The organism is Variovorax ureilyticus (genome assembly GCF_037889935.1).
GTDB lineage: Bacteria > Pseudomonadota > Gammaproteobacteria > Burkholderiales > Burkholderiaceae_C > Variovorax > Variovorax ureilyticus.
This window is the reverse complement of sequence record NZ_JBBKZU010000013.1, coordinates 180628-202230: the sequence shown is the minus strand read 5'-3', so window position 1 is coordinate 202230 and position 21603 is coordinate 180628. Positions and strand designations below refer to the sequence as shown.

The following is a 21603-nucleotide window of genomic DNA, read 5'->3' as shown; positions in this document are numbered from 1 at the left end:
GCGGCTGTTACAAAATCTCCTAGACTGCCGCGCCCGCTTCGGCGGGTCGATCAACCCAAGGAGAACCTTCCCGATGCCCCGTCGCCTGGCCCTGGCCGCCGCTTGCGCCCTTGCGCTCCCCTTTTCCGTCGCACACGCACAGCGCCCGCAGGCGCCGCAGGGCCCGCTGTTCGCGGGCTACCTGTGCTGCAACATGTACACCTACGGCACGCAAATGGGCGACGGCAACTACCGCGAGGCCGGCACCAGCCTCGTGCCGGTCGGCACCCCGGCGCAGGTCACCGGCTACGAGATGCGCTTCGTCTACACGCAGATCGGCGGCAAGGTGCAGCGCCTGAAGAACGACTACAGCCGCGACATCGCGATGACGCCGTTCGTCGAGCGCTACGTCGTCAAGGAAGACCCCAAGGTCCGCATCGCGAGCTTCGAGCCCGCGATCCGCGAAGCCATCCGCGACGCGAAGATCGCCGAAGGCATGACGCGCGAACAGGTGACCATGGCCGTCGGCTGGCCGATCACCAGCGAGAACCCGCGCCTGGATGCCAAGGTGTGGCGCTACTGGACGGACTCGTGGTCGGAGTACCAGGTGTCGTTCGACGACGCCGGCAAGGTGAAGACCGTGACCGGCGCGCCCGCCGTGCTGGAGCAGGTGCTGTACGTGCCGCGCTGAAGAGCCTGCACAGCCCGCATCACGCGCAGCCTCAGTCGATCGTGACCTTCGCGTCCTTCACGAGCTGCGCGTACTTCGCCGTGTCGCTCCTGATCTGATCGGCCATCTGCGCCGGCGTGTTGCCGACCGGCTCGGCACCGATCTCCTCCATGCGCTTCCTGAACTCCGGCGACTGCGCGATCTTCACGATCTCGGTGTTGAGCCGCTGCACGATATCGGCGGGCGTGTCCTTCGGCGCGAGGATGCCGAACCAGGTGCCCTGGTCGAAGTTCCTGAGCCCCGATTCGGCGAGCGTCGGCACATCGGGCAGCGAGGTCGAACGCTTCGCCGTGGTCACGGCCAGCGCGCGCAGCTTGCCGGCCTTGATGTGCTGGATGACCGGCGTGATCGTGTCGAAGGACATGTCGACCTGCCCGCCGAGCAGGTCCGTGGTCAGCGGCGCGCTGCCCTTGTAGGGCACGTGCAGCAGTTCGATGCCGGCAAGGCTCGCGAACTGCGTGCCGATCAGGTGCTGCACGGTGCCGTTTCCGTTCGAGCCGTACGAGAGCTTGCTCGATGAAGCCTTCGCCTGGGCGATGAGGCTCTTCACATCCGTGGCCGGGCTCTTCGCATTCACCACCAGCACGTTGGGCACCATCGCCAGTACCGTGACGGGCGAGAAGCTCTTCTCGAAATCGTAGGGCAGCTTCCTGTAGACGCTGGTCGCGACCGTGTGGTGCACCGCGCCCATCAGCAGCGTGTAGCCGTCGGGCTTCGCCTTGGCCACGTAGTCGGCGCCGAGCGTCGCGCCCGCGCCGGGCTTGCTCTCGACGATGACCGTCTGGCCCAGGCTCTGCGAGAGCTTGTCGGTGAGCGTGCGTGCAAGCACGTCGGAACTGCCGCCCGGAGGAAAGGGTACGACGAGGCTGATGGGCTTCGCAGGCCATGTCTGCGCCGATGCGGCCGTGACGCCGAAGGCCAGTGCAATTGCAGCCGCCATGGCGACGCGACGGGAAATGAACCATGTCTTCACGAACTGTCTCCTTTGATTTATGAGGGCACTGTAGGGAGCCCGGGTACCTCGGAATCGCCCCCGAAGTGAATCCAGTCTTAACCGGCGTTCAACAATGCGGATGCGCTCGATGGCGTCTTCAGATCTGCGCGATGCGCAGCAGATTGGTGGTGCCCGAGGCACCGAACGGCATGCCGGCGGAAATCACGAGGGTCTGCCCCGCCGTGCCGAAGCCTTCTTTCAGCGCGGTGCGGCTCGCGAGTTCGCTCATCTCCGGCACGTCGACCACCTCGTGGCACAGCACCGCGTGAACGCCCCAGCAGAGCGCAAGCCGGCGCGCGGTCGCGAGGCGCGGCGTCATGCCGATGATCGGCGCCTGCGGACGCTCGCGCGCCATGCGCAGGGCCGAGTAGCCCGAACTCGTGTAGGCCACGGTCGCCGCGGCGTTGAGCAGTCCGGTGATGTCGCGCATGGCGGAGCCGATGGCATCCGCAGCCAGCGCGCGCGGCTGCGTTCGCGACGCGTCGATGGCGCTGCGGTAGTACGGGTCGCTTTCGGTGTGCGTGATGATCCTGCTCATCATCTTCACGGCCTCCACCGGATGCCGGCCGCTCGCTGATTCGGCCGAGAGCATCACCGCATCCGCACCTTCGTAGATCGCGGTCGCGACGTCCGAGGCTTCGGCGCGCGTGGGCACCGGCGCAGTGATCATCGATTCGAGCATCTGCGTCGCGACGATCACCGGCTTGCCCGCGCGACGGCAGGCGCTGACGATGCGCTTCTGGATCGAGGGCACCTGCTCGGCCGGCATCTCGACGCCGAGGTCGCCGCGCGCGACCATCACCGCATCCGCTTCGGCGACGATCGCATCCAGCGATGCGATGGCGGCGGGCTTCTCCAGCTTGGCGACGATGCCGGCGCGCGATCCGATCAGCTCGCGCGCCTCCGCGATGTCCTCGGCGCGCTGGACGAACGACAGCGCCACCCAGTCGATGCCGAGTGCAAGACCGTAGTCGAGGTCCGCGCGGTCCTTGTCGGTCATCGCCGAGAGCGGCAGCACCACGCCGGGCACATTGACGCCCTTGCGGTCCGAGAGCTTGCCGCCGACCACCACGCGCGTCTCCGCGAAATCGGGCCCGAAGCGCTCCACGCGCAGGCGCAGGCGGCCGTCGTCGAGCAGCAGCTCGGCCCCTGTCTGCAATGCGGCAAATATCTCCGGGTGCGGAAGTGCCACGCGGCTCGCATCGCCCGGCGTCTTCGTGTCCAGGTCGAGGCGGAAGGGCTTGCCCTCCACCAGCATGGCAGGTCCGTCGCGAAAGGTCCCGACGCGCAGCTTCGGTCCCTGCAGATCGATGAGCACGCCGATGGGCCGGCCGCTCTCTCGCTCCACATTGCGGATCAGATCGAGCCGGCGCTTGTGGTCCTCTCGCGTGCCATGGCTGAAGTTGAGCCGGAACACGTCCGCGCCGGCTTCGAACAGTGCGCGGATGGTGCCGCCCTCGTCGCTCGCGGGTCCGAGCGTCGCGACGATCTTGGCGTGCTTGATTTTTCTCATCGGGGTTCCTTGGGGTGGGGTGCGCTGATCAGGATCGCGCGGAAGTCGTTGACGTTGGTGAGCGTCGGGCCGGTGACGACCGAATCGCCGAGCGCCTGGAAGAAGCCGTGGCCGTCGTTGTCATCGAGATGGCGGCGCGGATTCATGCCGCGCTGCCATGCGCGCGCGAGCGTGTCGGGCGCGAGCAAGGCGCCGGCGATTTCCTCCTGCCCGTCGACGCCGTCGGTGTCGCCCGCCAGCGCATGGATGCCCGGCTCGCCGTGGAGCGCGATGCCGAGCGCGAGAAGGAATTCGACGTTGCGCCCGCCGCGCCCATGGCCGCGCAGCGTGACCGTGGTCTCGCCGCCGGAAAGCAGCACGCAGGGTGGAGACACCGGCTGTGCACGGCGCGAAGCCTGGAGCGCGATGCCGGCCAATGTCTTCGCCACCTCGCGCGCTTCGCCTTCGATCGCATCGCCCAGGATGTGGGCCGCGAAACCCGCGTCGCGTGCGACCTTCGCCGCCGCCTCCAGCGCCATCTGTGGCGTGGCGATGAAGCGCGTCTCGATCGCGGGCAGCCGCGGATCGCCGGGCTTGAGGCTTTCGCCTTCGCCGCTTTCCAGCAATGCCAGTGCGCGCGGCGACACCGCGATGGAATAGCGGCGCAGGATGTCGAGCGCGTCGCTGCAGGTGGTCGGGTCGGGCACCGTGGGTCCCGAAGCGATGTCCACCGGATCGTCGCCCGGCACATCCGACAGCACGAGGTTGACGACGCGCGCCGGCTTGCAGGCGGCCGCGAGCCGGCCGCCCTTGATCGCCGACAGGTGGCGGCGCACGCAGTTCATCTCGGTGATGCTCGCTCCGCTGGCCAGCAATGCCCGGTTGAGCGCCTGCTCGTCGGCCAGCGTGAGCCCCGGCAACGCGAGCGGCAGCAGCGACGAGCCGCCGCCCGACATGAGGCACAGCACGAGGTCGTCGACACCGAGGCCTGAGACCGTTTCGAAGAGCCGCTTCGCCGCGCGCTCGCCCGCTGCATCCGGCACGGGATGGGCGGCTTCGACGATCTCGATGCGCTTGCATTCGACCGCATAGCCGTAGCGTGTGACCACCAGCCCGGAGAGTTCGCCCGGCCAGTGATCCTCGACCGCCTTCGCCATGGCGGCCGATGCCTTGCCCGCGCCGATGACGACCAAACGGCCCTTCGGCGCGGCCGGAAGATGCCGCGGCACGCACAACGCGGGCTGCGCCGCCGCGATGGCCGCATCGAACATGGCGCGAAGCAGACGGTCCGGCGCTGCGTGATTCATCGCATCCTCCACCGGCATCAGGCCACGGCCCGCACGCCACGCTCGCCGAGATCGGCACGGATCGGCTTGACCTTGCTCTCGTCGTCGCCCTCGTACAGCTCCTGCAGGTCCTCGGGATCGGTCTGGCCGTCCAGCACACGCGCCAGGCGCTGCCGGTCCACGGACCCGACCCAGCGCGCAATCGCGATGGTGCCGACCGCATTGCCGATGGTGTTGGTGATCGCCCGCGCCTCGGACATGAAGCGGTCCACCCCCAGCAGCAGCACCATGCCGGCCACCGGGATCTTGCCCATCGACGCGAGCGTTGCCGCCAGCGTGATGAAGCCCGATCCGGTCACGCCCGCCGAGCCCTTGGAGGTCAGCAGCAGCACGCCAAGCACCACGAGCTGGTCCGTCAGGGTGAGCGGCGTGTTGGTCGCCTGCGCGATGAAGATCGCGGCCATCGTGTAGTAGATGCACTGGCCGTCGGGGTTGAAGGTCAGTCCCGATGGCACGACCAGCCCGACCACCGGCTTCGACACGCCTGCATGCTCCAGCTTGCGCATCAACTGCGGCACCACCGATTCCGACGAACTCGTGCCGAGCACCGTGAACAGCTCGTCCTTGATGTACTTGAGGAACTTCCAGAGGCTGAAGCCCGACACCCTGGCGATCACGCCGAGAACGACGGTGACGAACAGGAAGCAGGTGATGTACATCGTCCCCATCAGCTTGCCGAGCGCGACCACCGAGCCGAGACCGTACTTGCCCACGGTGAACGCCATCGCGCCGAAGGCCGCCATCGGCGCGAGCCGCATGATCATGCCGACGATGGCAAACACGCCGTGCGTGAACGAATCGAGGAAGTCGACCACCGGCCTGGCACGCGGCCCGATGTGCGAGAGCGCGACGCCGAGCAGCGTCGCGAAGACGAGGATCTGCAGGATGTCGTTGCGCGCCAGCGCATCGAAGAGGCTGGTCGGCACGAGGTTCATCATGAAGTCGATGAATCCCTGCGGCTTCGCGGCGGTCGCGGTGTAGGTCGCGATGGCCTTCGTGTCCAGATGGCTCGCGTCGATGTTCATGCCCCGGCCCGGGCCGACGATGTTGACCACCACCAGACCCAGCGCGAGCGCGAAGGTCGACAGCACCTCGAAGTAGATCAGCGCGCGAAAACCCACGCGGCCGAGTTCCTTCATGCTTTCCATCCGCGCGATGCCGAGCACGACGGTCGCGAAGATGATCGGCGCGAAGACCATCTTGATGAGCTTGATGAACACATCGCCCAGCGGCTTGAAGTCGCTGGCGAAGTTGGGGGCGAACACGCCGAGGGCGATGCCGGCGAAGACGCCGATCAGCACCTGGACGTAGAGCTTTCCGAAGAAGCGCCGCATGAATGTCTCCTGAGGAAGGGTGGGCGCGAGCGCACTCCCGCAGCTCGTTCGGCTGCTTGGGCGGGAGAGCGCAACGGGGATGAATGCGCCCGGATTCGGGAACGGCCCCGGCGCGCGCGCCGGGGTCAGGCGGGCGTGTGGATCAGGCCGCTTTGAGCTGGGCGGCAGCCGAGAGCTGGCGGCAGACGGCTTCGGTTACCTGCGCGGTGGTGGCGGTGCCGCCGAGGTCGCGAGTGTGCAGCGCGGTGTCGGCGGTCACGCGCTCGACGGCTTCCATCACGCGGGCCGCGGCGTCATGCTCGCCGAGGTGCTCCAGCAGCATGACCACGGACCAGAAGGTGCCGACCGGGTTGGCCAGGCCCTTGCCCATGATGTCGAAGGCCGAACCGTGGATCGGCTCGAACATCGACGGATAACGGCGCTCCGGATCGATGTTGCCGGTGGGCGCGATGCCCAGGCTGCCGGCGAGCGCGGCGGCCAGGTCGCTCAGGATGTCGGCGTGCAGGTTGGTCGCGACGATGGTGTCCAGGCTCGCCGGACGGTTGACCATGCGCGCGGTCGCCGCGTCGACCAGTTCCTTGTCCCACTTCACATCGGGGTACTCGGCGGCGACCTCGCCCGCGATCTGATCCCACATCACCATCGCATGGCGCTGTGCGTTGGACTTGGTGATGACGGTGAGCAGCTTGCGGGGACGCGACTGCGCGAGCTTGAAGGCGAAGCGCAGGATGCGCTCCACGCCCACGCGGGTCATCATCGACACGTCGGTCGCCGCCTCGATCGGATGGCCCTGGTGCACGCGACCGCCGACGCCCGAGTACTCGCCTTCGGAGTTCTCGCGCACGATGACCCAGTTCAGGTCCTCGGACCTGCAGCGCTTCAGGGGCGCGTCGATGCCCGGCAGGATGCGCGTCGGGCGCACGTTGGCGTACTGGTCGAAGCCCTGGCAGATCTTCAGGCGCAGGCCCCAGAGCGTGATGTGGTCGGGGATGTGCGGATCGCCGGCGGAGCCGAACAGGATCGCGTCCTTGTCGCGCAGCGCGTCGAGGCCGTTGTCCGGCATCATCACGCCGTGCTCGCGGAAGTAGTCGCCGCCCCAGTCGAAGTTCTCGAACTCGAAGGCAAAGGCCTTGCTGGTCGAAGCCAGCGTCTGCAGGACCTGCTGCCCGGCGGGCACGACTTCCTTGCCGATGCCGTCGCCAGGAATGGTCGCGATCTTGTACGTCTTCATGAATGTCTCCGGTGATGTGGTGCGAGGGTTGAGGGGAACGTGGGATGAACTGTAGAAGCCCCCACGGCACCTGGACCACCGAAAAAGTGAATCCATCGTTAACCTGGACTCAAGAATCGTCGCGCCTTCGTGCAGCGCCGCCTCGGAACCGCGCGGGCTCCGGTGGCGACAAGCAGCGAACGGCTCAGAGATCGAGCCGGCTGATCTTCGTGCCGTCGAGGCTCAGGTTCGCCATCAACCCGGCATTGCTCAGCGCGAAGCCGATGATGGGCTGCTGCGCGGTCTGCGTGTCGATGGCCGCATTGGCGCCGACCTTGAGCATCGTGACCGACGCATCGGCGCCGGCGGTCCAGCCGTTGCTCGCGCGGAACTTGTCGAGCGATTCCTGCGTCATGAAGAGCACGAAGACCGCCTTGGAATCGGCGCCGGCCAAGAGGCCCACCGAAGCCGCCGTGGTGCTGTAGTAGCCGACGGAACGGCCGCCCACGCGCAACGCACCCTGCCCGTAGGAGCCCCCCACGCCGAGCCCCGCCGACACCACCGACGGGAACACCAGCACGCCCTTGGCCTTGCCGGTCAACTCGCGCGAACCCTGCACCTGGCCGTACAGCTTGGAAAGCGCGGCGTCCACCGAGGCATCGATGCCGCTTCGCCGCGCCGCCGGATCACCGCTCGACGTGCCGGTGGTCGTGCACGCCGTCGTGAGCACCGCCAGAAGTCCGCCTGCCAGGAAAGAACGCTTCTTCATGGATCTCTCTCCTTGAGTTACCGGTCCGGCCATTTTGCGCGCGGGGTCGGCACCACTCAAGGCGCGTCCGTCGCCTGGACGGGCGCAGAATTCCCGTCCCGCGTTGCAGCAAGATCGATCCGGATTCCGCCATGGCCATCCAGCTCAACCACACCATCGTCTCGGCCCGCGATCCGCTGGCCTCCGCCACCTTCCTGTCGGAGATCCTCGGCTGCGCCGCGCCGGTGCCGTTCGGTCCCTTCCAGGGCGTGACGGTCGACAACGGCGTGACGCTGGACTACATCCGCGACGACGGCGAGTTCCCGGTGCAGCACTTCGCCTTCCTCGTGAGCGAGGAAGAGTTCGACGTGATCTTCGAGCGCATCCGCGCGCGCGGGCTCAACTACTGGGCCGACCCGCGGCACGCGCTGGCGGGCCGCATCAACCACAACGACCGCGGCCGCGGGGTGTACTGGGACGACCCCGACGGCCACGTGTTGGAGATCCTCACGCGGCCCTACGGCAGCGGCGGTGGCACCGGCTAGGCGGCGACGTGCGCGATCGTCCGCTTCGCGATGTTGACGAGGTGGATCTGGCTCGTGCCCTCGTAGAGCCTGAAAAGGCGCACATCGCGGAAGAAGCGCTCGGCCACGTTGCCGGCGATGTAGCCGCTGCCGCCGAACACCTGCACCGCCCGGTCGGCGACACGGCCGCACATCTCGGAGGCGAAGAGCTTGCACATCGACGCTTCCATCGTCACGTCCGCGCCCGCGTCGCGCTTGCGCGCGGTTTCGAGCACCAGCGCGCGCGCCGCGTGCACTTCGGTGTTGCTCTTCGCGATGAACTGCTGCACGAGCTGGAACTCGCCGATCGGCTGGCCGAACTGCCGGCGAGACCGCGCATGGCGCGCCATCTCTTCCACCAGGCGGATCGCCGGTCCCACGCAAAGTGCGGCCAGGTTGATGCGCTGCTTGTTCAGCGTCTTCATCGCGGTGCGGAAGCCCTGTCCCTCGACGCCGCCGACGATCGCGGACGCGGGAACGCGCACGCCGTCCAGCAACACTTCTCCCACCGGCGATCCGTGCTGCCCCATCTTGCGATAGGGATCGGAGGTCGAAAGCCCCGGCGCGCCGCGCTCCAGCAGGAACGCGCTGATGCCGTTCGCACCCTTGCCCTGCGGATCGGTGCGCGCGAAGACGGTGAAGAGGCTCGCGATCGGCGCGTTGGTGATGAAGCACTTCCTGCCGGTGATCACGTAGTCGCCGCCGTCGCGAACCGCCATCGTCTTCAGCGCGGTGGCGTCGGAGCCGGCCTCGGGCTCGGTGAGCGCGAAGCAGCCGGTGAGTTCGCCGCTCGCCATGCGCGGAAGGTAGCGGTCCTTCTGTTCGGCGGTGCCGTCGACGACCAGCGATTCCGACGCGATGCCGGTGTTGCCGCCGAAGCGGGCGCGGAAGGTGGTCGCGGCCTGCGACACCTCGATGTTCACCAGCGCCAGTTCCTCGGTCGTGAGGCCCGCGCCGCCGAAGGCTTCGGGAATGCTGTGGCCGAACAGGCCCAACTGCCGCATGCGCTGCACCAGCGGCTCCGGAATCTCGTCGGTGCGGTCGATCTCCTCTTCGAGCGGCAGGCACTCGTCGCGTACGAAGCCTCGCACTTCGGAAAGCAGCGCTTCGAATTTCTGCGGGTCGCGGATCATGCTTGCGGGTTCCTTCTTTCGCGCGCTTTGCCAGCAGCCGGTAGGATTTCGACATCCATGCCGCTGCTCCTGATGGATGGGGGTCAAGTCCGATCGATCGTAGAAGCAGCGAATCCCTGAAGAACACCAACGTGCGCACAGCTTCTTTGCATCTTTCGAAATGAAGGCCCTCGATTCATTGCGGATCTTCGTGACGACGCAGCGCAAGGGCAGCCTCTCGGCCGCGGCCCGCAGCCTCAGCCTGTCGCCGGCCACGATCTCGCGCCGCATCAGCGCGCTGGAGGACGAGCTGGGCGTGCAGCTGGTCGACCGCACCAGCCGCAACCTCAAGATGACCGAGGCCGGGCAGGCCTTCCTGGAGCGGGCCGAAGGCGTGCTCGAAGCGATGGCCGAGGCCGAGCAGGCGGCGCGCAATTCGCGCCAGCGTCCCGAAGGCCGGCTGCGGGTGCATTCGCGCACCCACATCGGCCTGCGCGTGGTCGCGCCGCTCCTGCCGCGTTTCGCGCAGCGCTATCCCGATATCCGGGTGCAGATCGAGCTGTCGGAACATCCGGTCAACCTCGTCGAGCACGATTTCGACGTGGACATCCGCACCGGGGAATCGAACGACTCGGGCTTCGTCATCAAGCGGCTGCTGTCGAGCGACGAGGTGCTGGTCGCCAGCCCAGCGTTCGTCAAGACCTACTCGCGCATCAAGCACCCGACGGACCTGCCGGACGTGCGCTGCCTGACGTACCGGCGGGAGCACGAGGCGACGAGCTGGAAGTACGTCGACGAGCGCGGCGAGCAGCACGAGCTGCCCATCCAGGGCGTGCTGAGCGCCAACAACGGCGAACTGCTGCGGCTGGCCGCCCTCGGCGGCATGGGGGTCGCGCTGCTGTCGGAGCCGACCGTGCGCAGCAACCTGCAGGACGGCTCGCTGGTTCGGCTGCTGCCGGACTACCGCTTTGCGGTGCGCGGCTTCTCGAACGGCATCTTCGCGGTGTTCCGGCAGAGCACGGTGCTGCCGCTGAAGGTGCGGGCGTTCGTGGATTTCGTGGCCGAGGCACTCAGGGACGAGAAGGCCTAGCGTTCGGTCCGCCACGCGATGCGGCGTCCGGGCATGCAGGACATGCAGGACATGCAGGACGCGGAAACCACCTTTTCACTCCTTGCAGTTTCCGCGCCCCGGGCGCGAACTAGACTGGCCCGAGCGAGTCCGAACCAGGACCGGCACCAAGGAGACACAGTGAGCTTTCGGAAATTCGTCATGGGCCTCGCCCTGGGGGTCTGCGCCTTCGGCCCGGCGCTGGCCCAGCAGCAGGTGACCCGCATCGTCGTGCCCTTCGCCGCCGGCGGCGGCACCGACCAGTACTGCCGCATCCTCGCGCAGGAACTCAACAAGCACGGCATGAACGTCATCATCGACAACAAGCCCGGTGCGAGCGGCATCATCGCCGCGGACTACGTGGCCCGTTCCAAGCCGGACGGACAGACGGTGCTGGTGTCGTCGCTCGGCACGCTCGCCAACAACAGCGTGCTCTACGACAAGCTGCCCTACGACCCGCAGAAGGATTTCGCGCCGGTCACGCAGATCGCCTACCAGCCGGCCATCATCGTGGGCCGCACCGACCTGCCGTACAAGAACATCAAGGAGATGGTCGAGTACGCGAAGAAGAACCCCGGCAAGATCAACCGCGGCTCGCCCGGCGCGGCGATCCTGACCAACCTGGCTCCGATGGTGTTCGAGAAGAGCGTCGGCATCACCGCCACGCACATTCCTTTCAACGGCGACGCACCCGCGCTGCAGGCGCTGCTGGGCGACCAGATCGACATCCACGGCACCTCCATCACCGGATCGCTGCCCTACATCAAGTCCGGCAAGCTGCGCGTGCTCGGCGTGATGGACTCCAAGCGGCTGCCGCAGGTGCCCGATGCGCCGACCTTCAAGGAACAGGGCTACGACCTCGAGGCGACGCTCTGGTATTCGTTCTCGGTGCCCACCGGCACGCCGAAGGAAGCCATCGACCGCCTGAACAAGGCGGTGAACCAGGTGATCGCCGATCCTGAATTCGTGACCCGCGCCCGCGCGATCGGCATGGAGCCCAAGGGCAGCACGCCGGAAGAGCTCTCCAAATTCGTCAAGGCCGAATCCGACCGCTGGCTGCCGGTGCTGCAGAGCCTGAACCTTCCCAAGCAGCACTGAGCCCCTTCCCCGGGGGCTGGCTGTCAGTGCGGCGAGACAGCCTCCGACAGGTGCCGCAGCAGCGCGGCGCCATCCCCCTCCCACGCGCTTCCATGCATCACCGCCATCACGCGCGGTGACTGCGCGGCCAGGGCCGCCAGCCGATCCGCCGTCTGCGGTGCATGCGCGAAGTAGTCCATCTGCAGCCGGAACGCCTCGCTCGGCCCAAAGATGTCGGCGTCGGTCAGCGCCGTCTCGCTCGGGCCGCCCTGCGTGAACAGATCGCCGCAGAAGAGCGTGCGGGTGCGGGTGTCCATCATCAGCCCGCATTCCCAGCCGTGCGGCACATGGGGCATGTCGAACCAGCGGATGGTGTGCTGTCCCAGGTCGAGTTCCTCGCCGTCGGCCATCGCCCGCGGCGGCCGGTCGGCGAGATCGGTCATCGAGACCATCGCCGCCACCTGCCCGCACAGCGGCACCGCCTGCGGCGCCACGGCCAGCAGCAGGTTCATCGCGCCGCATTCGTCGGCTTCCACATGCGACAGGCCGATATAGCGCAGCCGTTCGATCGATATCACGCGCGCGATCGCCTCGCTCACCAGCGGGAAGAGCTGGCGCGGCCCGGTGTGGAACAACAGCGGCGCGTCGTCGACGACGAGGTACTGGTTGAAGCTGAACAGCTGGCCGTCGGGCAGCGGCACGGGCGTGTTGATGCGAAAGATGCCGGTGGCGATTTCCTGCACATTGGTGCCGGCGGCGGCGTTGGTGATCATGCGGGGGTCTCCTTGGGTCGGTGGGTGAATGTCGGCAGGTTGTGTCGCGACCTGCGCTGGCGTTACAGCCATCTGGAAATCTCGTGCGCGCGCGCTTAAGCTGCGCCCCATGCCCGACGCCGTGCAAGCGAACCCAGCGGAATCCGCGGAGTCCGACGCCGCGGTCATGCTCGCGCTGCGCATCGCCGGCGCGGGCGCGGCACGCGACATGGACGCCGAAACCGCCTTCTATCGCCAACTCGCCCCGCGCGTGCGTCGCTACGGGCTGCGCCACCTGCGCGACGCTTCGGCGGCGGACGACCTCATGCAGCAGGTGATGCTGCTCGCGCTCGACCAGTTGCGCGCCGGCCGCGTGCGCGAACCCGAGCGGGTGGTGTCCTTCATCTTCGGGAGCTGCCGCACGCTGGTGCTCGCGATGCACCGCAAGGAATCGCGCCGCGAAAGCCTGATGGAGCGCCACGGCGAGGTGCTGGCCTCGGCGGACATCGCCATCGCGCCGCGCCACGATCACGAGCGCGTCGCCCGCTGCCTCGATGCGCTGCGGGAACGCGAACGCAGCGTGCTGCTGATGAGCTTCTACGACGAGAAGCCCGCCTGGGAGGTTGCGGATGAACTGGGTCTCACCGCCGGCAATGTGCGCGTGATCCGCCACCGGGGCATCACCCAATTGCGCCGCTGCGTCGAAGGCAGCCGGGAGCTTACGGCATGAACCCGCACCTCGACGAAGACACGCTTCTGGCCTACTGGCTCGGCGAAACGGACGACACACGGACCGAAGCCATCGACCTGCACCTGCTCGGCTGCGACCCCTGCGGCCGCACGCTCGACGAGCTGGTCGCGCTCGGCGATGCGGTGCGCCGCGCCTTCGACGCCGGGCTGGTGCACGCCTTCGTCGGCGCGCCCTTCGTTCAGCGGCTGATCGACGAGGGACGGCGCGTGCGCGAATACCGCCTGGCGCACAACGGCAGCGTCAACTGCAGCGCCGCGCCGGAGGACGAGGTGCTGATCGCACGCATCGAGGCCCCGCTGGCGAACGTCGAACGCGTGGACGCGGTGCTGCACGTGTCGTTCGCCGACGATGCCGAGTACCGCGCGCAGGACATCCCCTTCGATCCCGCATCCGGCGAGATCCTGATGGTGCCGAAGATCGCGATCGTGCGCGGCCTGCCCGCGCATGTGCTGACGGTGCGCCTTGTCGCGCATGGAGAGGGGCGTGAGCGGACGATCGGCGAATACCGGCTCAATCACAGCCCGTGGGCCGCCTGAGCCTCACTCGATCCGGATATCCCGCTCCTTCACGAGCTTCGACCACTTCGCGCTCTCGGCCTCGATGAAGTCGGCGAATTCCTTCGACGAGCCGCCACCGATCTCGTTGTCCTGCGACAGGATGCGCTCCTTCACGTCCGGATGGTTGATCGCCTTGACGAACGCCGCGTGCAGCTTGGCCACCACGGCGGGCGACGTTCCCTTGGGCGCGATGTAGCCCATCCAGTTCGACACCAGCACCTGCGGATAACCGGTCTCCGCGAACGTCGGAACGTCCGGCATGCTCGCCAGCCGCTTGGCCGATGTCACGGCCAGCGGCCTGATCTTGCCCGCCTGGATCGACGGCAGCGCCGCGCCCGTCTGCTCGAACATCAGGTCCACCTGGCCCGCGAGCAGCGCGGTCGATGCCGGACCGCCGCCCTTGAACGGCACGCCGACCATGTCGATGCCCGCGGCGTTCTCGAACAGTTCGGCGGACAGGTGATGCGCGCCACCCGGCCCCGCATTGGCGATGTTGAGGCTGCCCGGCTTCGCCTTCGATGCCGCGACCACTTCCTTGACCGACTTGTAAGGCTTGTCGGCCGGCGTGGTGAGCACGAGCGGGCTTTTCTCCAGCAGGACGATCGGCACGAAGCTCTTCGGATCGAAGTTGACCCTCGGGTAGATCGACGGATTGACCGCCAGCGGCCCGAAGCTGCCCATGCCGATCGTGTAGCCGTCGGGCGCAGCGCGCGCCAGCATCTCGATGCCGATGTTGCCGCTCGCGCCGGGGCGGTTGTCGACGATCACGGGCTTGCCGAGGACCGATGCCAGCCGCAATGCCACGAGGCGCGTCTTGACGTCGGTGTTTCCGCCGGCGGCGAAGGGCACGATGATCGTGATGGGCTTGTTCGGATAGTCGCCCGCACCCTGCGCGTGCGCAGTGGACGAGAGGCCCGCAACGAGGGCGAATGATGCGACGGCCGTCTGGCAGATATTTCTGAAGCGCAATGACATGGGGTCTCCGTTGAAGTGAATGTGTGAGGTCGCCTCAGGTCGCCTTGGCTGCGCCCGCAGGCGCGGGATCGGCGCCCGGCGCGAGGCGCATGAAGAGCGTCATGAGGAACGAGATGACGAGCAGTGCGCTCAGGAACACCAGCCCCGCGGTCGCGCTTCTGCCGGAGCCCTTGATCAGGCCGATCGCATAGGGCCCGACGAAGCCGCCGAGGTTGCCGATCGAGTTGATGACCGCGATCGAGATGGCGGCGGTCGAGCGGCTCAGGAACAGCGTGGGCAGTGCCCAGAACGGCGACTTGAAGGCATACAGCCCCGCGAGTGCGATGCTGATGAGCGCGATCGCCGCGGGCGGATTCGCCGTCATTCCGGCGCCCAGCAGCGCCGCGGCGGCGACCGCGAGCGGAATGGCGGAATGCAGCCGCCGCTCGTTGCGCCGGTCCGAACTGCGCGACCACAGGACCATCGCGATCGTCGCGACGATGTACGGCACCATCGCGATGAAGCCGATCTGCGTGTGCGTCAGCGTGTCCGAGAAGCCCTTGATGATCTGCGGCATCCAGTAGCCGACGCCGAGGCTTCCGCACTGGTAGACGAAGTAGATGAACGACAGGTAGAGCACCTTGCCGTTCGCCATCGCCTGACCCACGGTCAGGTGCCTGACGTTCTTGCGCGAGAGCCGGTCGCGCTCCAGTTCGGCGACGAGCCATTCCTTTTCGTCGGGGCGCAGCCACTTCGCCTGCTCGGGCCGATCGGTGAGGCGCAGCCAGCAGACCACGCCGAAGATCACAGCGGGAATGCCTTCGAGGAAGAGCATCCAGCGCCAGCCGCTCCAGCCGAGCCAATGGATGTGGTCCATGATCAGCGTGCTCAGTGGCGCGCCGATGATGTAGGACACAGGGATCGCCGCCGTGAAGAGCGCGACCGTGGTGGCCAGTTCCTTGGAGCGGAACCAGTAGGTCAGGTAGACGATGATCCCGGGAAAGAATCCCGCTTCCGCGACGCCCAGCAGGAAGCGCAGGATGTAGAGCTGCGTCGCGTTCTGCACGAACGCCGAGAGCGCCGCCAGGATGCCCCACGAGATCAGGATGCGCGCGATCCACACGCGCGCACCGTACTTGTTGAGCATCACGTTGCTCGGCACCTCGAACATGAAGTAGCCCACGAAGAAGATGCCGGAGATGAAGCCGAACGCCTCGCTGCTGAGGGCGAGTTCGGCATTCATCTGCAAGGCCGCGTAACCGATGTTGGCGCGGTCGAGGTACGAGATGATGTAGAGCAGGAAGAGAAAGGGGATGGTCCGCAAGGTGACCTTGCGCACCGTGGCCTTTTCCTGTTCGGGCGTGAAGGTGATGGCGTTCATGCCGCGACTCCGGTCGAAAAGACCATGCAGACCGGGCTGCCCGACCGCACCTCGGCGCCCGTCGGCGCCAGCGTGCCGGCGGCCGGGTCGATGTCGAAGCTCACGATGGAATCGCTGTCCTCGTTGAGCGCGAACATGAAGCGGCCGTCCGGCGTCGCGGTCATGAAGCGCGGAGTTCGGCCTTGCGTCGGCTGCGCGTTCACGAACTTCAGTGCCCCGGTCGCGGCATCGATCCGGAAGACGGCGATGCTGTCGTGGCCGCGGTTGGAGGCGTAGAGGAAACGGCCCGCCGCATCGATCTCGATCTCGGCTGCACGGCTGTTGCCGGTGAAGCTCTCGGGCAGCGACGGGACGATCTGGAAGGGCTGCAGCTCGCCAGTCTCTGCGTTGAAGCGGCAGGCCGTGACCGTGGAGTCGAGCTCGTTGATCACGTAGGCCCGCGCCGCGCGCGGATGGAATGCAATGTGCCTCGGCCCCGCGCCTTCGCGCGTGACGACGAACGGCACCGCCGCCGGCGTCAGGCGCCCCTCTTCGAAGCGGAAGACGAAGACACGATCGAGCCCCTTGTCCGGAGCCACCACGAAGCGGCCGCCCGGATCGAACGGATTGAAATGCGGCTTGGCCTGCTTCTGCTCCACCCGATGCGGACCCACGGGTCCTTCGAGCGTCACGAGTTGCACCACATCGCCGAGCGATCCGTCTTCGCGAACCGGCAACACCGCCAGGCTCGCGCCGATGTGGTTGGAGACGACGAGGAAGCGCCCCGTTGGGTCGAGCGCGAGATGCACGGGGTTCTTGCCCTGGCTGCTCTGCCGGTTGACAAAGGCCAGCGCGCCACTGCTGCGATCGACCTTGAACGCGCTGACCTCGGTCTCGTCGCCGTGCACCGCATAGAGGAACTCTCCATCGCGGCTCATCGCGAGGAAGGAGGGGTTCACCAGATCGCCCACGAGGCCGACTTGCGTCAGCCTGCCTTCCGAGGGGTCGAGCTTGAAGATGGCAATGCCTTCGCCACGCGCATTGCGCTCGCGTGTGGTCCGGCTGCCGACATAGGCGTACATGAGGCGTCCTTGAGGTGTTCGGAGCCTTCGCCAGCGAGCCTTTTTGCGCTCGAGGTGGATCCGAGGGTTTGCACTGGTTTGCATTTTATCGATGACAAATGCAAAATTAGCCCTATGGAAAACACCAATGCGGCTGTGCCGCTCCAACAGATCGAGGTCGGCAACCACCGCTATTCGGCCGTGGACCTGCCGCGGCTTGGCGGCGAGAGCCTGATGCGGATGCCCGTGGTCCTGCGCCTGATGCTGGAGAACGCCGCACGCAACATGCAGGGTGCGGAGCGAGACATCGCGATCGCCGAACTGCTCGGCTGGCTCGAAGCGGGCAGCAGCGAGGCCGAGGTGGCCTTCCAGCCCGGCCGCGTGCTCATGCACGACACGACCAGCACGCCCGCGCTGGTCGACCTCGCCGCCATGCGCAGCACGCTCGCCGAAGCCGGCGTGGACCCGACGCGGCTGAACTCCAGCCTGCCGGTGGATGTGTCGGTCGACCACTCGCTGGCCGTCGAGGCCTTCGCGCGCGCGGATGCGCCGACGCACAACATGGCGATCGAGATCCGGCGCAACCGCGAGCGCTATACCTTTTTGCGCTGGGCCTCGAAGGTGCTGCGAGGGGTGCGCATCAACCCGCCGGGCACGGGGATCATGCACACCATCAACCTCGAACAACTGGCCACGGTGGTCACGAGCGAGATGCGCGACGGGGCCGAATGGCTGGTGCCCGACATGATGATCGGCACCGACAGCCACACGCCGATGGTCAACGGCATCGGCGTGCTCGGCTGGGGCGTCGGCGGCCTCGAAGCGCAGACGGTGATGTTCGGCATGCCGACCATGCTGCGCATTCCGGACGTGATCGGCGTGCGCCTGACCGGTGCGCTGCAGCCCGGCGTGCTGGCCACCGATCTCGCGCTGACCGTGACCGGGCGGCTTCGCCGCATCGGCGTCTCCGGCGAGTTCGTCGAGTTCTTCGGCCCCGGCGTTTCCACGCTGACGGCGGGCGACCGCAGCGTCGTCGCGAACATGGCGCCGGAATATGGCGCCACCACGGGCTTCTTCCCGGTCGACGCGCACACGCTCGACTACCTGCGATCCACGGGACGTTCGTCCTCGGCCATCGCGCGGGTCGAAGCCTATTGCCGTGCCAATGGCCTGTGGTTCGACCCGGAGGCACAGCCCAGGTACACGCGCACCATCGACGTGGATCTGTCGAGCGTCGCCATGCACGTGGCCGGCCCGCGCAGGCCGCAAGACCTCATGGGCTTCGGCGAGGTCGCCGCGACTTTGGCCGCACTGGACTTCCAGCGCGACATCGATTCGCCGCTGCCCCGTCATCCCGTCGCGATCGCCGCGATCACGAGTTGCACGAACACCTCCGATCCGCGGCTGCTGATCGCCGCAGGCCTCGTGGCGCGCAGGGCGCGGGCGCTCGGCCTGAAGGTCCCGCCATGGGTCAAGACATCCACCGCACCGGGCTCGCCCGCCGCCGCCGACTACCTGGCACGCGCGGGGCTCACTGCCGACCTGGCCGCGGTCGGCTTCGACATCGTGGGCTTCGGCTGCACGACCTGCATCGGCAATCCCGGCCCGCTGCCGGAGGTGATCCGGCAAGGCATCGCCGACGGCGCGATCCGCCCCGTCGCGGCGCTCTCGGGCAATCGAAACTTCCCCGGACGCGTTCATCCCGATCTCGAACTGGGATTCCTGATGTCGCCGCCGCTGGTGGTCGCCTTCGCACTGGCCGGCGATGCGGAGCGCGACTTGCGTGTGGACCCAGTCCAGGTCACGTCGACCGGCACGCCGGTGTACCTCGATGACCTCTGGCCCACGCGCGATGAGATCGACGAGGCCTTGCGCGGATCGCAGGACCCGCGCGACTACGGCCGCGCGTTCGCGGTCGCGAGCGGCAATCCGCTCTGGCACGGCCTCGAAGCACCGGACACGGCCCTGTACCCGTGGGACCCCACCTCCACCGCCCTGCGCCGGCCGCCCTTCGCGGCGGCGAGCGAGGGCAGCCTGCTCGGCACCTACAGTGCCTTTCCGCTGCTGGTCGTGGGCGACGACATTACCACCGACCACATCTCGCCGGCCAGCGCCATTCCCAAGGACAGCCTCGTGGCGGACTACCTCGTCGAGCGCGGCGACGACCGCAACGACCTCAATGTCTTCGCCTCGCGGCGCGGCAACTGGGAGGTCATGGTCCGTGGGGCGTTCCACAGCAAGACGCTGAAGAATCTGCTCGTGCCCGACGCGCCGGTCGCGCACACGCTGCACGTGCCGAGCGGGGACATCCTTCCGTTGTGGGACGCGGCCGAGCGCTACAGGGCAGCCGGCGATCCGGTCGTGCTCGTTGCGGGTGAGCGCTACGGCACGGGCTCGTCCCGCGACTGGGCCGCGAAGGGCCAGCGCCTGCTGGGCATCCGCGCCGTGCTCGCGAACAGCTTCGAGCGCATCCACCGCTCCAACCTGATCGGCATGGGCGTGTTGCCGCTGCGATTCCCTGCCGATGTGACGCCGGCCACGCTCGCGCTGCGCCCCGGCGATCGCATCGAAGTGGCGGCCGAGGCGGAGCAGCTGCGACCGCGCGGTCGCATCGCGGTGCGCGTCGTTCGTCGCGAAGGACACACCGAGAGCATCGAAGCGATCGCCGCGGTCGAGACGCAACTCGAAGTCGACCTGCTGCGCGCCGGCGGCGTCATTCCCTCGACGCTGAAGCGCATGCTGGCCGAGCAGGCGCGGACGACATCACCGGTCAGCGCGAAGTGAAACGACAATGGAGTTCATGCGACCCGAACGCTCCATCACCTCGCAGATCCTCGGCCTGATCCAGGCGGACGCGATGCCCGCAGGCAGCCATCTCCCAGCGCAGTCCTTCGCCGATCGTCTTCGCGTGTCGCGATCGCCGGTCAACGAGGCGCTGTCCTTCCTCGCCGAAAAGGGCATCCTGCAGCGGCAACCCAACCGGGGCTACTTCCTGGTCGAACCCATCGAGAGCGGCGACGCGGTCGCCAGGGAACTCGGGCTGGTCGAGGCGGACACGGTGACCGAGGTGTACTTCCGGATCGCGGACGACCGCCTGCGCGGCGCGCTGCCGGATGAATTCACCGAAGTGCTCCTCAAGCAGCGCTACGGGCTGACCCCGGCACAGCTCAACGCGGTGCTCAGCCGGATCACCAACGAAGGCTGGGTGGAGAAGAAGCCCGGCTACGGCTGGCAGTTCTCCACCATGCTCACCACCGCGGACAGCCTGCTGCAGTCGTACCGGCTGCGGCTCGCGCTGGAGCCCGCCGCGCTGCTCGAACCCGGCTACCACCTGCCCGCGCATGTCATCGCACGGTGCCGCGCCGCGGAGAAGCACCTGCTCGAAGGCGGCATCGAAACCGACACCGCCGATCAACTGCACGACCGCGGCGTGCGCTTCCACGAAGCGCTGGTCGAAGGCTCGGGCAACCCCTTCTTCATCGACACCATCCGGCGCGTGAACCGCGTGCGGCGGCTGCTCTCCTATCGCTCGATGCAGGACCGCAGCCGCTACAAGGAACACTGCAGGCAGCACCTGCATCTGCTCGACCTCATCGAACGCGGCAGGAACGACGACGCGGCCAAGGCGATGACCGAGCACCTCACCAGCACCTTGCGCAACTTCAAGAAGATCTCCGGAATCCTCAAGTCATGACTCTGAATCGCATCTCGCCCGACGCGGACGTGGTCCGCGCCTTCGCCCCCACCGGCGCACTGCGCGCATCGATCAACCTGGGCAACCCGATCCTCGCGGGCAAGGACCCCGCGACCGGCGAACCCAGTGGCGTGTCGATCGATCTGGCACGCGCGTTCGCGGAATATCTCGGCGTGCAACTCGAGCTCGTCGTCTTCGATGCGGCCGGGAAGTCGGTCGAGGCCGTCGCCGGCGAGCAGGCGGACATCGGCTTCTTCGCGATCGATCCGGTTCGCGGTGCCGACATCGCCTTCACCGCACCCTATGTGCTCATCGAAGGCAGCTACCTCGTGCGCGACGACTCCCCGCTTCGAAGCAACGAGGAAGTGGATCGAGACGGCACGCGTGTGACGGTCGGCAAGGGCAGCGCCTACGACCTGTTCCTCACCCGCGAACTCAAGCGGGCGAGCATCGTTCGCGCGCCCACCTCCCCGGCCGTCGTCCAGACCTTCATCGCGCAAGGCCTCGATGTCGCGGCCGGCGTGAAGCAGCAGCTGGAAGCCGATGCACGCGTGCATGCCGGGTTGCGCCTGCTGCCCGGCCACTTCATGGTCATCCGGCAGGCCATGGGCACGCCCAAGTCGCGAGGCGAAGCGGCCGCGAAGCTGCTGCACGGCTTCGTCGAGGACATGAAGGCCACGGGCTTCGTCGCCGATGCGCTGGCGCGCCACCGCATCGAAGGCGCGTCAGTGGCGCCCGCCGAAGCTTGAGTCGTCGCCCGGCGCGTCGCGCGCGCGCTCGT

20 protein-coding genes are annotated in these 21603 nt (G+C 67.5%); 9 read left to right on the top strand and 11 right to left on the bottom strand.

Annotation, left to right across the window (positions count from 1 at the left end; genetic code table 11):
- Positions 1-73: 73 nt before the first annotated feature.
- Complete coding sequence (gene bamE / locus WKW77_RS26180) at positions 74-670, top strand: outer membrane protein assembly factor BamE domain-containing protein (RefSeq protein WP_340359813.1); 597 nt, start codon at positions 74-76, stop codon at positions 668-670.
- 31 nt (positions 671-701) lie between these two features.
- Here bamE and WKW77_RS26175 read toward each other — a convergent pair whose 3' ends face one another.
- The 6 genes from WKW77_RS26175 to WKW77_RS26150 form a co-directional block, all read right to left on the bottom strand.
- The gene (locus tag WKW77_RS26175) at positions 702-1649 is read right to left on the bottom strand and encodes a Bug family tripartite tricarboxylate transporter substrate binding protein (protein WP_340359841.1); all 948 of its coding nucleotides are present in this window, start codon (positions 1647-1649) and stop codon (positions 702-704) included.
- A 151-nt stretch (positions 1650-1800) separates the two neighbouring features.
- Positions 1801-3216, bottom strand: coding sequence for a pyruvate kinase (gene pyk / locus WKW77_RS26170; RefSeq protein WP_340359812.1), 1416 nt, complete (start codon positions 3214-3216; stop codon positions 1801-1803).
- Positions 3213-4502: a glycerate kinase type-2 family protein gene (locus tag WKW77_RS26165; RefSeq protein WP_340359811.1), complete on the bottom strand. Its 1290-nt coding sequence runs from the start codon at positions 4500-4502 to the stop codon at positions 3213-3215. Before WKW77_RS26165 ends, pyk begins: the two co-directional genes overlap by 4 nt.
- A gap of 17 nt (positions 4503-4519) precedes the next feature.
- Positions 4520-5875 carry a dicarboxylate/amino acid:cation symporter gene (locus tag WKW77_RS26160; protein ID WP_340359810.1) on the bottom strand — a complete coding sequence of 452 codons (1356 nt, stop codon included), beginning with the start codon at positions 5873-5875 and terminating at the stop codon, positions 4520-4522.
- A 142-nt stretch (positions 5876-6017) separates the two neighbouring features.
- Entirely contained in the window at positions 6018-7106 is a 1089-nt protein-coding gene (locus tag WKW77_RS26155; RefSeq protein ID WP_340359809.1) for a tartrate dehydrogenase, read from the bottom strand.
- 184 nt (positions 7107-7290) lie between these two features.
- A complete protein-coding gene (locus WKW77_RS26150; protein ID WP_340359808.1) occupies positions 7291-7854 on the bottom strand; it encodes a BPSL1445 family SYLF domain-containing lipoprotein in 564 nt (187 codons plus the stop codon).
- 131 nt (positions 7855-7985) lie between these two features.
- Between WKW77_RS26150 and WKW77_RS26145 the strand changes: the two genes are divergently transcribed.
- Positions 7986-8378, top strand: coding sequence for a VOC family protein (locus WKW77_RS26145; RefSeq protein ID WP_340359807.1), 393 nt, complete (start codon positions 7986-7988; stop codon positions 8376-8378).
- On the opposite strand, the gene WKW77_RS26140 is transcribed toward WKW77_RS26145, so the two are convergent.
- Positions 8375-9529 (bottom strand): acyl-CoA dehydrogenase family protein, encoded by a 1155-nt coding sequence (locus WKW77_RS26140; protein WP_340359806.1) that lies wholly within the window; start codon positions 9527-9529, stop codon positions 8375-8377. The genes WKW77_RS26145 and WKW77_RS26140 overlap by 4 nt on opposite strands.
- 160 nt (positions 9530-9689) lie before the next feature.
- On the opposite strand from WKW77_RS26140, the gene WKW77_RS26135 reads away from it, so the two are divergent.
- Together WKW77_RS26135 and WKW77_RS26130 are read left to right on the top strand one after the other, a co-directional pair.
- Positions 9690-10598 carry a LysR family transcriptional regulator gene (locus WKW77_RS26135; protein ID WP_340359805.1) on the top strand — a complete coding sequence of 303 codons (909 nt, stop codon included), beginning with the start codon at positions 9690-9692 and terminating at the stop codon, positions 10596-10598.
- A gap of 159 nt (positions 10599-10757) precedes the next feature.
- Positions 10758-11714: a Bug family tripartite tricarboxylate transporter substrate binding protein gene (locus WKW77_RS26130; protein ID WP_340359804.1), complete on the top strand. Its 957-nt coding sequence runs from the start codon at positions 10758-10760 to the stop codon at positions 11712-11714.
- 23 nt (positions 11715-11737) lie between these two features.
- On the opposite strand, the gene WKW77_RS26125 is transcribed toward WKW77_RS26130, so the two are convergent.
- Entirely contained in the window at positions 11738-12466 is a 729-nt protein-coding gene (locus tag WKW77_RS26125; RefSeq protein WP_340359803.1) for an oxygen-binding di-iron domain-containing protein, read from the bottom strand.
- Positions 12467-12575: 109 nt separating this feature from the next.
- Here WKW77_RS26125 and WKW77_RS26120 point away from each other — a divergent pair, with 109 nt between their 5' ends.
- Together WKW77_RS26120 and WKW77_RS26115 are read left to right on the top strand one after the other, a co-directional pair.
- Complete coding sequence (locus tag WKW77_RS26120) at positions 12576-13175, top strand: RNA polymerase sigma factor (protein WP_340359802.1); 600 nt, start codon at positions 12576-12578, stop codon at positions 13173-13175.
- The gene (locus tag WKW77_RS26115; RefSeq protein ID WP_340359801.1) at positions 13172-13732 is read left to right on the top strand and encodes an anti-sigma factor family protein; all 561 of its coding nucleotides are present in this window, start codon (positions 13172-13174) and stop codon (positions 13730-13732) included. Before WKW77_RS26120 ends, WKW77_RS26115 begins: the two co-directional genes overlap by 4 nt.
- 3 nt (positions 13733-13735) lie before the next feature.
- Here the strand turns inward: WKW77_RS26115 and WKW77_RS26110 are convergent, their stop codons facing one another.
- The 3 genes from WKW77_RS26110 to WKW77_RS26100 are packed head-to-tail and all read right to left on the bottom strand — an operon-like array spanning position 13736 to position 17149.
- Positions 13736-14728: a Bug family tripartite tricarboxylate transporter substrate binding protein gene (locus WKW77_RS26110; protein WP_340359800.1), complete on the bottom strand. Its 993-nt coding sequence runs from the start codon at positions 14726-14728 to the stop codon at positions 13736-13738.
- Positions 14729-14762: 34 nt separating this feature from the next.
- Positions 14763-16088: an MFS transporter gene (locus WKW77_RS26105; RefSeq protein WP_340359799.1), complete on the bottom strand. Its 1326-nt coding sequence runs from the start codon at positions 16086-16088 to the stop codon at positions 14763-14765.
- Positions 16085-17149, bottom strand: a complete 1065-nt coding sequence (locus WKW77_RS26100) for a lactonase family protein (RefSeq protein WP_340359798.1) — start codon at positions 17147-17149, stop codon at positions 16085-16087. The genes WKW77_RS26105 and WKW77_RS26100 overlap by 4 nt, the downstream gene beginning before the upstream one ends.
- A gap of 114 nt (positions 17150-17263) precedes the next feature.
- On the opposite strand from WKW77_RS26100, the gene acnA reads away from it, so the two are divergent.
- Genes acnA through WKW77_RS26085 form a run of 3 tightly spaced genes read left to right on the top strand, consistent with a single transcriptional unit; the run spans position 17264 to position 21571 of the window.
- Positions 17264-19912 (top strand): aconitate hydratase AcnA, encoded by a 2649-nt coding sequence (gene acnA, locus WKW77_RS26095; RefSeq protein ID WP_340359797.1) that lies wholly within the window; start codon positions 17264-17266, stop codon positions 19910-19912.
- Between the two features lie 16 nt (positions 19913-19928).
- The gene (locus WKW77_RS26090; RefSeq protein WP_340359796.1) at positions 19929-20822 is read left to right on the top strand and encodes a GntR family transcriptional regulator; all 894 of its coding nucleotides are present in this window, start codon (positions 19929-19931) and stop codon (positions 20820-20822) included.
- A complete protein-coding gene (locus WKW77_RS26085; RefSeq protein WP_422823272.1) occupies positions 20819-21571 on the top strand; it encodes an ABC transporter substrate-binding protein in 753 nt (250 codons plus the stop codon). The genes WKW77_RS26090 and WKW77_RS26085 overlap by 4 nt, the downstream gene beginning before the upstream one ends.
- Positions 21572-21603 lie beyond the last annotated feature (32 nt).

Excerpts from the sequence above, each read along its gene's own strand:
- WKW77_RS26165 (WP_340359811.1), bottom strand. The coding sequence starts at position 4,502 with ATGAATCACGCAGCGCCGGACCGTCTGCTTCGCGCCATGTTCGATGCG.
- acnA (WP_340359797.1), top strand. The coding sequence starts at position 17,264 with ATGGAAAACACCAATGCGGCTGTGCCGCTCCAACAGATCGAGGTCGGC.
- WKW77_RS26140 (WP_340359806.1), bottom strand. The coding sequence starts at position 9,529 with ATGATCCGCGACCCGCAGAAATTCGAAGCGCTGCTTTCCGAAGTGCGA.
- WKW77_RS26115 (WP_340359801.1), top strand. The coding sequence starts at position 13,172 with ATGAACCCGCACCTCGACGAAGACACGCTTCTGGCCTACTGGCTCGGC.
- WKW77_RS26155 (WP_340359809.1), bottom strand. The coding sequence starts at position 7,106 with ATGAAGACGTACAAGATCGCGACCATTCCTGGCGACGGCATCGGCAAG.
- WKW77_RS26150 (WP_340359808.1), bottom strand. The coding sequence starts at position 7,854 with ATGAAGAAGCGTTCTTTCCTGGCAGGCGGACTTCTGGCGGTGCTCACG.
- WKW77_RS26160 (WP_340359810.1), bottom strand. The coding sequence starts at position 5,875 with ATGCGGCGCTTCTTCGGAAAGCTCTACGTCCAGGTGCTGATCGGCGTC.
- WKW77_RS26100 (WP_340359798.1), bottom strand. The coding sequence starts at position 17,149 with ATGTACGCCTATGTCGGCAGCCGGACCACACGCGAGCGCAATGCGCGT.
- WKW77_RS26105 (WP_340359799.1), bottom strand. The coding sequence starts at position 16,088 with ATGAACGCCATCACCTTCACGCCCGAACAGGAAAAGGCCACGGTGCGC.
- pyk (WP_340359812.1), bottom strand. The coding sequence starts at position 3,216 with ATGAGAAAAATCAAGCACGCCAAGATCGTCGCGACGCTCGGACCCGCG.
- WKW77_RS26175 (WP_340359841.1), bottom strand. The coding sequence starts at position 1,649 with ATGGCGGCTGCAATTGCACTGGCCTTCGGCGTCACGGCCGCATCGGCG.
- WKW77_RS26120 (WP_340359802.1), top strand. The coding sequence starts at position 12,576 with ATGCCCGACGCCGTGCAAGCGAACCCAGCGGAATCCGCGGAGTCCGAC.
- WKW77_RS26090 (WP_340359796.1), top strand. The coding sequence starts at position 19,929 with ATGCGACCCGAACGCTCCATCACCTCGCAGATCCTCGGCCTGATCCAG.
- WKW77_RS26085 (WP_422823272.1), top strand. The coding sequence starts at position 20,819 with ATGACTCTGAATCGCATCTCGCCCGACGCGGACGTGGTCCGCGCCTTC.
- WKW77_RS26135 (WP_340359805.1), top strand. The coding sequence starts at position 9,690 with ATGAAGGCCCTCGATTCATTGCGGATCTTCGTGACGACGCAGCGCAAG.
- WKW77_RS26110 (WP_340359800.1), bottom strand. The coding sequence starts at position 14,728 with ATGTCATTGCGCTTCAGAAATATCTGCCAGACGGCCGTCGCATCATTC.
- bamE (WP_340359813.1), top strand. The coding sequence starts at position 74 with ATGCCCCGTCGCCTGGCCCTGGCCGCCGCTTGCGCCCTTGCGCTCCCC.
- WKW77_RS26145 (WP_340359807.1), top strand. The coding sequence starts at position 7,986 with ATGGCCATCCAGCTCAACCACACCATCGTCTCGGCCCGCGATCCGCTG.
- WKW77_RS26125 (WP_340359803.1), bottom strand. The coding sequence starts at position 12,466 with ATGATCACCAACGCCGCCGCCGGCACCAATGTGCAGGAAATCGCCACC.